This window comes from Roseibium denhamense, from assembly GCF_009711415.1.
Lineage (GTDB): Bacteria > Pseudomonadota > Alphaproteobacteria > Rhizobiales > Stappiaceae > Roseibium > Roseibium denhamense.
The window spans coordinates 1-8,982 of the sequence record NZ_SMLZ01000064.1; the positions used below are offsets into that span (position 1 = coordinate 1).

At 60.4% G+C, this 8,982-nt stretch carries 6 protein-coding genes; all 6 read left to right on the forward strand.

What is annotated here, in order from left to right; translation table 11 throughout:
* A partial coding sequence (locus tag E1180_RS00425; protein WP_155189115.1) for a site-specific integrase occupies positions 1 to 643 on the forward strand: 643 nt, incomplete at its 5' end.
* A gap of 448 nt (positions 644 to 1,091) precedes the next feature.
* Entirely contained in the window at positions 1,092 to 1,352 is a 261-nt protein-coding gene (locus E1180_RS00430; protein ID WP_155189116.1) for a hypothetical protein, read from the forward strand.
* 352 nt (positions 1,353 to 1,704) lie between these two features.
* Positions 1,705 to 3,300 (forward strand): ABC transporter transmembrane domain-containing protein, encoded by a 1,596-nt coding sequence (locus E1180_RS00435; RefSeq protein WP_155189117.1) that lies wholly within the window; start codon positions 1,705 to 1,707, stop codon positions 3,298 to 3,300.
* Between the two features lie 53 nt (positions 3,301 to 3,353).
* Positions 3,354 to 5,264, forward strand: coding sequence for an ATP-binding cassette domain-containing protein (locus tag E1180_RS00440; protein ID WP_208996758.1), 1,911 nt, complete (start codon positions 3,354 to 3,356; stop codon positions 5,262 to 5,264).
* Positions 5,264 to 6,637: an HlyD family type I secretion periplasmic adaptor subunit gene (locus E1180_RS00445; RefSeq protein ID WP_155189119.1), complete on the forward strand. Its 1,374-nt coding sequence runs from the start codon at positions 5,264 to 5,266 to the stop codon at positions 6,635 to 6,637. The genes E1180_RS00440 and E1180_RS00445 overlap by 1 nt, the downstream gene beginning before the upstream one ends.
* 11 nt (positions 6,638 to 6,648) lie before the next feature.
* A partial coding sequence (locus tag E1180_RS00450) for a VCBS domain-containing protein (RefSeq protein ID WP_155189120.1) occupies positions 6,649 to 8,982 on the forward strand: 2,334 nt, incomplete at its 3' end.

Consider the following 8,982-nt stretch of genomic DNA (forward strand, 5'->3'; position numbering starts at 1 on the left):
TGCCTTTCTGTTCCTCACTGGTGTTCGGGATGGTGCCCTTGTCACTTTACGTCTCAAGCACGTGGACTTAGAGGGGCGGCGCGTCGACCAGGACGCCAATGAAGTGAACACGAAGTTCTCTAAAACCGCGCGACCAACCTGGTTTCCAGTTGGAGAAGACATCGCTGCGATCGTGATGGAGTGGGTCGAGGAGAGACGCGCTTCTGGAGCCGAAGGCGATGATCCGCTCTTTCCTAGGACACCCAGTGCGGTTCGAGGCCCATGCTCTGGTCGCAAGGAGGAATTCTGGAAGACCGCCGCACCTGTGCGGGAGATCATCAGGAAGGCGACCCGCGTTGCAGGTGTTCCCTATTTTTGCCCGCATTCCGTTCGGTCGACACTCGCCAGGCAATTCTTTTCAAAGGCACGTTCGCCGGAAGAGCGGAAGGCGGTCAGTCAAAATCTTGGCCATGAAAACGAAACGACAACCATGGAGCATTACGCAACACTCAGCGATGACTACCAGCGCGAGTTGATGTTGGGATTATGGGAGCGCGCCGAAACGCCCGAAAAGGACTTGGAATTGGTCGACCTTATCAATCAGGTGCCCTCAGAGAGCAGGCATGTCTTGAAGGCGACAGCGCAGGCTTTGATCAAGAGCTAACCAGCCAGTGCCTGCGTTGCACAGCAGGCTCATTCTGGTGTTCCAACACATGCTGATCGGCCCAAACCGTCAACCGTACTCTTCTTGCAGCAATTGAGAGAAGTGGCGGCCCAGGCAGTAGTGCCCGTTAAGCCGTTGGAAAGCCAACGACAGCAGAGAAAGCGCCGCTGACGCTATATTAGCAGTAAAGACCGGTTTGTCAGCACGGTTCGGCAACAAGATAGATGACAGAAATGCGGCCGCAGACTGACTTACCGCTATTGTCTGCTTGATTCCTTTTCTGGTTCAAACGTAGTGCCCACTAAAGAATGGCCTGTCCCCCTAAAGTGCCGCTCAAGATTCCTGTTGGCAGTCTACCGACCCGATCCGGAAACTGGCGCAGCATGCCTGCAAAGCCGCCATTGTTCCCGTCTTTCAGCCACAGGCCCTGAGGAAAACACTAACCGCAATGGGAGAAGAGCTCTGTCATTCCATCCAGGAACTGAAAGCCTGGAGCCAGAACCTTGGGCACGAAGAGCTTGGCACCACGCTGCAGCATTCCGGCAAGGTTCCCGAAGCGCGGCAACACGCACTGATCGGAAACATGCGCAACCGAACCCCACCGCCCGACACACGGCGACTGATCGACAAGCTCGGCCGCATGAGCCCGGACCACGTCAAGCTGTTCGAGAGCCTCATCGACGGGTTCGACCCGGCTAAGGCGAGTTAATGCTGGTACTGCCCGTGACTAGCTGGAAACGCTACAAGCGACACAAGCACTAAGAAAGACAAAAAAATAGGTGTGAGAATAGGCATCGAGAGCAGCTTCGAAGACTAAAGTGGCCTCGCTCAATACGATTTGCGCCAAAGGTGCTTCCCGGCCGAGAGACCTCATCCAGAGGGCATACTCCGATTCCGTGGCCGCGCATCCACTCTTCTCTCAGGCTGCAGTTTTCCATAATATACCAAATTTAAAACTGACGTTAAGTTAACTTTCACAAAGAACGAACTAAGTTTCGAGAGTGTCCCCTTAGGTATGAATCGTGTGCCTTTGGTTCCTTTCGCTAAAGAGGTCCAGGTTTATGAACACGCGGCTCTGGCTGATTGTTCTTTCACTGATTTCAAACATTCTCGCACTGGCCCTGCCACTTGCGCTCATTCAGGTCTACGATCGCATCCTTGCCAATCAGGCGGTCGGCACCGCAATCGTCATCTTCTCTGCGGTTGCCCTGGCGATCCTTCTCGATGGCCTCGTGAAGTATGCGCGCGCTTCGATCCTGGGCCGGCTCGCGGCGCAGGCGGAATACAGGCTGTCCCTGAAGACAGCCGAGAAGCTTCTCTCCATCGATCCGAAAACCCTGACCGCATATGGCCCCGGCCGGATCAGGGAACTGTTCACGGCGATCAACCGGTCCAATGACGTGCTGGTAGGGCAGTCAACGCTTGCGCTGTTCGATGCGCCCTTTGCTATCGCCTTCCTGGCGCTGGTCTGGTTCCTCGGCGGTTCGACCGTTTTCGGACCGCTGGCCGTTCTCCTCATCTTTGGAACGCTTGCGCTGCTGGCCGCGGCCCGGCAGACGCAGGCCGGCTTTAGACTGTTCGAGGCCTCCGCCGATCAGGCAAGCCTGATCATGACCCGCAGGGAACAGCTTGATCGCATCATCGCCTGCGGAACTCTCGGGGACTTCGCGGGGGAGGTCCGGCGCCACGAAAAGCGTCGCGCATCTGCCCAGGAAGCCGCCGAGAGCAATCTTGCGGCCGCTCTGAACCTCAGCCAGTCCGGCGGCCTGGCCACGACGATTGCGGTTCTTGGCATCGGGTCGCTTGTCGTGCTCGCCGGGGACATGACCACCGGTGGTCTGGCGGCCTGCCTCATCCTTGGACAACGAGGTGTTGCCGGCCTCCTGGGGCTGGTCAATGCGTTGGCCCGGCGGCAGGTCTCGGCATCCGCGTTCCGATCCGTTCAGACCCTCCTGGCGATGCCCTCAGTTTCATTGCTGGAGACCAGGCCTGCCGCACAGGGCGACCAGGTTGGAATTCGGTTTCAGGTCGCAAGCCGCTCTTTTGAAGCCCGGCCCGGACAGTGCCTCGTCCTGCGGCCGCAGAGCCCTGAACAGGGCACGATCATCTTTCAGCAGCTTGGGGAGGCACTGGAAAGGACAGAGCCCGCAGACAGCCAAAGCCTGACAGGCATTACCCTGACCACAGACAACGGTGAGCCAGTGTCGCCGCCCCGGTGTCGCATCTCTGTGTGCGATGCCAGCCCCAGGGTGTTTAACGGCACTGTTCTTGAAAACATGACCGCGTTCGACGCAGACGCAACGGACCGTGCCTTGTTGCTGTCGGAGAAAATTGGTCTCTCGGAAGCAATCGGCCGGTTGCGTGATGGCGTGGAAACGCCGCTCTCACCAGGGCTTGGCGTTCCGTTGTCAGACGGTCATCTCAAGCGGCTGATGCTCGTCAGAGCGATGTCCGGCCAGCCTCAAGTCCTGCTGCTCAACTGGCCTTCGCAATATCTGGATGCGGCTGGAACCGAGAAGCTGGCCGATCTCCTGAAAGGCCTTGAAGGCGAGACAACGGTGATCGTGTTCGAAAGCGCCAAGGGCCTGGTCACGCGGTTTGACGAAGTCCTTAACCTTCCGGAGCTGCCCTCAACCGGCGCGGAGGTCGCAGCATGAACTACCAGTCTGACCTTTCCAGGCCATCGCACGTGCCTGGCTCTCCGGAGACGATGTCCAGTAGGCAGAAGACCGACCTTGAAACGATTCTGCTGGCGGCCCTCACAGCGCTTGGCTGGCGACGGTCGGCCGATGTTCTGACGGCGGCAATACCGGTGAGCACCGGGGTCGACACCCTCGATGAAGCCTCGATGGTGCTTGATCTTGTGGATGTCGGAGCGAGCGTGGAAACAAAAATCCCCGCAACCTGGCAAAGCGGCCTGGACGGCGCACTGCTTGTCCGGGACAAGGAGGGCGTGCACGCCCTGGTCAGGGAAGACTCCCGCGAATCTTCAGCCTCCTCGTCCGGTCTTACTCACGACAAGACAAGGCAGCGGGTCGAGCACGCAACAAAGCTTCTCTTCATTCACAATCCCGAGCACTCTGTTGCCGCAGTGCACGCCTTGTCGATCCGGAACCGGATCAATCGCGTGGCTGGCACGGCGCTGTTGCTTTCCCTGGTTCTCAACGCACTGGCCCTGTTCATTCCGTTTTTCTCCATGGCGATCTTTGATCGTGTTCTCGGCGCGCAGGCCACGCAAAGCCTCGCTCCTCTGCTAACCGGTGCCGGAGTTGTACTAGTGGCGATCCTTGCGCTGAGAAGCCTCAGGTCCAGGCTCCTGGCCGCGGAATATGCACGCCTTGGATCAACGACACGGCTGATGTCCTTCTCCCGCATCCTTCGATTGCCACATTCGATACGGCAACGATTGGGCTTCGACCGTCTCCAGACCCGCTTGCAGAGCACGGCACAGAGCGCCGAGATCTTCGCGTCACAGAACACAGCCGCCATCTTCGATGCTCCGTTTGTGCCGCTCTCCATTCTTGCAATCGCGTTTGTCGGAGGCTGGATGGCACTTGTCCCTGCCGTCTACCTCACCTTGTTCCTAGCCTTGAGCTGGGTGTTGAGCGAGACCCGCCAGAGCCTTGACCCGCAGCTTGAAAACGCCAACGCAAAACGTGTTGAAGCCCTGACGGAGCTCAGTGCCAAGGCGGCCGATATCCAGCACATCGAACACGGCGCAACATGGTTTGCCCGGTTTGCCTCGATTGCACGCCAGGCTGCTTTTGCCAAGCAGCGCCAGGCAACCCGGGCCGCGGCCCTGCAGTCGCTCGCTTACGTGCTGGGGACGGGCGCGGCCCTGACCACGCTCAGCATCGGCATGGCCCTCGCCATGAGCGGAACCATCACCGCCGGCGCATTGATCGGCACCATGCTGCTGACCTGGCGGATCACAGGACCGTCCCAGGCGTTTTTCCTGGCCTTGCCGCGCCTGAAGGGCATCAGAGCGGCGATATCCGGCCTCAATCAGGCCTTTTCCTGGGGAGCACCTCAGGCGAAACCGGCCGCGCTGGAACGTCTTGAAGACGGTGCTCCGGCCATCAGTGCCAAGGGACTTTATTTCAAGTACGAGCAGACTGCGGATCCGGCGATTACCGGGTTGTCGCTGGACTGTGCGCCAGGATCCCTGACCATTGTCATGGGCCCGAACGGTTCGGGAAAATCGACCTTCCTGAAGCTGGTGTCCGGTCTTGTCCTGCCGCAATCCGGGCGCCTTGCTTTCAATGGCCGCTCCGTCACCCAGTATGATCCGGACGAGCTTGCCCGCGCCACACGGTGGCTGAACCTGGGCGGTCCCGGCAACGGCTCCGGCCCTGACGCGCTCTCGGACCATCCTGATCCCGGTTCCCGTCTGATCGTGCTGGACGACAGCATCGGATCCGATACCGCGTGCAACCGGGAAGAGCTGAAGGCCCTCCTGACATCGCTCAGGGGACGTGCAACGGTCTTTGTTGCCACACACGACACCTCCCTGACGGCTCTTGCTGACAACGCACTGGTCCTGGATGACGGCACCCCGGCTTATTTCGGCCCCGTGACGCCCCAGGCTTCGCCCCTTTCACCGCCCGAGGAGACGAGCTGATGAAGCCTTCCCATCTGGATGATCAGTTTGAGCTGAACGACGGCAAGGCCGTCAAACTGACCAACATGGCCGCCGCCGCCATCGGTGTCTGTCTCGTGGCTTTCGTGGCCTGGTCGGTGATGACGCCGATCGACGAGGTTGCAAAGGCAAAGGGCGTGGTTGAACCCGTCAGCGAGGTTCAGCAATTGCAGACGGAACATGGCGGGGCCCTTGCATCGGTTCGCGTGCGCAAGGGGGACATTGTCTCGCAAGGTGACACGATCGCGATCTTCGATCACGACGAAGTCCGATCGGAGCTGCGTGAGGCTCAAGCGAAGGCGCTCGCGCTCGCACTTGAGAAAGAAAGGTTGTTGGCGCTTGTCGAAGCGCGTTCGCCTGATTTCGAAAAGGTGGCAGGTGCAGCCCTTGCGCCGCTGAACCTGATTGCAGTCAAGACAGGAGAAGAAGCGCTACCGCTCGAAGACGTTGAAGCAATCCAGGAATTGATTGACCGCGAAATCGCCGCTCTGGAGGCACGAAAGGCATTCCTGGACAATGAACGCGAAGTCATCGCTCGCCAGGTCGCCGAGAAAAATGCAGATCTCAAGGCGATCGGCAGTGAAAGGCCGGCAGTCGAACGGCAACTTGCTGTCGCCAAGGAGCTGACAACGACCCTTCATGGGTTGGTCGAACGCGGACTGACACCGCGCCCCAGGCTGGTTGAGGCCGTGCAGGAGGAAGCGCGCTACGATTATGAACTGGCGACCCTCTCAGGCCGAAAGGCTGTCATTGAGGCCGAGATTGCCGAACTGCATGAAGATATGGAGCGTATCGACCTGAACGAGGCCGCCGATGCCCGGGATCGGATTGCCGAAATCAATGGCGAACGGCGTGTCGTGGCAGAACAAATCGCACGCCTGCGCCAAAGGGTGCTTTCCACTGAACTCAAGAGCCCGGTAGCAGGGTATGTGCAATCCATACCAGATACGGTCGTGGGACGCGTAATCGAGCCAGGTGGTCTTGTAGCCGAAATCGTGCCGCGGGATGTCGGATTGCGCTTTGCCGCCCAGTTGCAGCCGCGCGATGTCGGTTTTGTCTCGGTCGGACAGCGGGTCAATCTCAAGATCGATGCCTTCGACTTCAGCCGGTATGGCGCGCTTGAGGGGGCCGTCACGGAGGTCTCGCCCACGACGATCGTGGATGAGCGCGGCGCCGCCTTTTACGAAGTGCTGGTCGAGGTGCCGGTTACCTATTTCAGGAACAATCCCGACCAGTTCGCGCTCCTGCCGGGCATGACGGGCGAAGCAGACATCCTCACGGGCAAGAAGACCGTTTTTGAGTACATCTGGAAGCCGGTCTTCACGAACCTGGATCTGGCGCTGAGCGAACGCTAGGAGCTTGAGCAATGAGCGATCAAACAGACAAGAGCAAGCCGCGCGCGCCAGACAAGGACGTGCTTCCCGAAGAGGCCAAGGATACGAAAAAGACGCAGTCCGAAGAGGGCTTTGGCTGGTCCATCGAAGCAGAGGGCTCCGACAGCAATCCAGTATCACCGCAAACAGAACCGGGTGGCGATTCACAGGATCGCGACCCGCACCCCGTACCTGGACCGACTTCCATTCCGGACCACGGTCTGCAGGAGACCAGTGCACCACCGCAGGGTCCTCTTTCTCCGCCGGACCTGGAAGCGCCATCTGCCTCACATGGTCTGGCCGGAGCAACTGAAACCGGCCCTGCACCGGTTGCCGACATTCCTGCAAACGCAGCCCCGCCCCCCGACGTCGAGACTTTGTCCTCTGCTGGACACCCGGGGGCCACGGCGCGCACGCCAACAGGGACGCACACGCCGCCGCCATCTGCGGCAGGGTCAGAACCATCGCCGGACAGCGGCAACACGACTCAACCCCAGAGCGGAGTGATACCCACAGCGGTCGGAGGCCATGCGCCGCCAACCTCGACCGGGACCACACCAACGCCAGGCGGCGGCCATACGCCGCCAACATCGACGGGAGGCACGCCTCCTCCGGGCGGAACGCAAACGCCACCAAGCTCGACCGGGACCACACCAACGCCGGGTGGCGGCCACACGCCACCTGCGACAACGGCAGCCCGGATTTCCGGTCTCGACACGGGCACCGCGCGCGAAGACCATCATGTGGTCGGCAGCAAACTCTCGGCCGGCGGGTTGCTGACAGTTTCAGATCCAGACGCCGGCGAAGACAAGTTCCAGGCCGTCGCCGGAGCTCCCGGCTCTGCCGGATATGGCAGCTTCACCGTGGCCGAAAACGGCCGGTGGACCTATTCCGCCGACAACAGTCAGGCTGTCATTCAGGCTCTGAGACCGGGAATCAGCCTGGTCGACAGGGTCACGGTACATAGCGCGGATGGAACGGCCCATGAACTGCGTGTTGTCATCACCGGCACCAATGACACGCCGGTTCTCAGCGCGGCGACAGCCTCGGCCACCGAAGACGGCAGTTCCGTTAAAGGCCAGATGTCGGCAACGGATGTGGATGCAGGAGACACGAAGGCCTACTCCATCGGTCAACCGGTCGACGGCTTCACGATGCATGCCGATGGCTCGTGGTCCTTCGATCCTTCTCATGCGGCCTATCAGCATCTGGCTGCCGGCCAGACACAGCAGGTCACCATCCCGGTGACCGTCACCGACAGCGCCGGGGCCAGGGACACTGAAAACCTCGTCATCACGGTGACAGGCACAAACGATGCCCCTGTCTTGCGCGGACCGGTGGATCTTGGCAGCGGCACCGAAGACAAGAGCGTTCCGATCTCGACAGCGCAGCTGCTGGCCCATGCCACCGACATCGATACCGGCGACCAGCTGTCAGTAACCAGTCTCGCTGCATCTCACGGGACCATTACCGGCGATGCGGCCCACGGCTTCACCTTCACGCCGGACCCGAACTACAACGGTCCGGTCACGCTGAGTTACCAGGTCACAGACGGTCATGGCGGCCATGTGCCCCAGACCGCCTCTCTTACGCTTGGTGCAACACCCGACGCCGCGGTGATCACCGGCACCGACACGGGCTCGGCCACCGAAGACAAGGTCTCCAGTTCGAACCGGCTGGTTGTCAGTGGGTCGTTAAACGTCTCGGACCCGGACGGCCCGTCGCAGGAACACTTCCAGTACAACTCATTTGGCGAACATGCCGTATCGGATCCGTTCGGCGGCAGTCTGCACATTGATCGGAGTGGCAACTGGGGTTATGAGGTCGACAACACCCATCCCGCCGTTCAAAGCCTTGCGGCCGGACAGGAGGGACATGCGGTTTACGAAGTTCATTCTTCGGACGGCACAGCGCACCAGATCCGGATCACGATCCACGGTACCAACGATGTGCCGGTTTTGTCTGCGGCGTCGGCGTCTGCCACAGAAGATGGCAGCGCTGTCACAGGGCAAATGTCGGCCACCGATGTCGACACCGGCGATACCAAGGCGTTCTCTGTCGGTCAGCCGGTCGACGGCTTCTCCATGAACGCGGACGGCTCCTGGTCCTTCGATCCTTCCCACGCGGCCTATCAGCATCTGGCGGCCGGCCAGACACAGCAGGTCACCATCCCGGTGACGGTCACCGACAGCGCAGGGGGAACAGACACAGAGAACCTCGTCATTACCGTGACTGGAACTGGTGATGCAGCGGTGATCGGGGGCGTGGATACCGGAAGCGTGACCGAGAATGCGGCCGGTCAGAACATGTCGCCGGATTATGCCCAG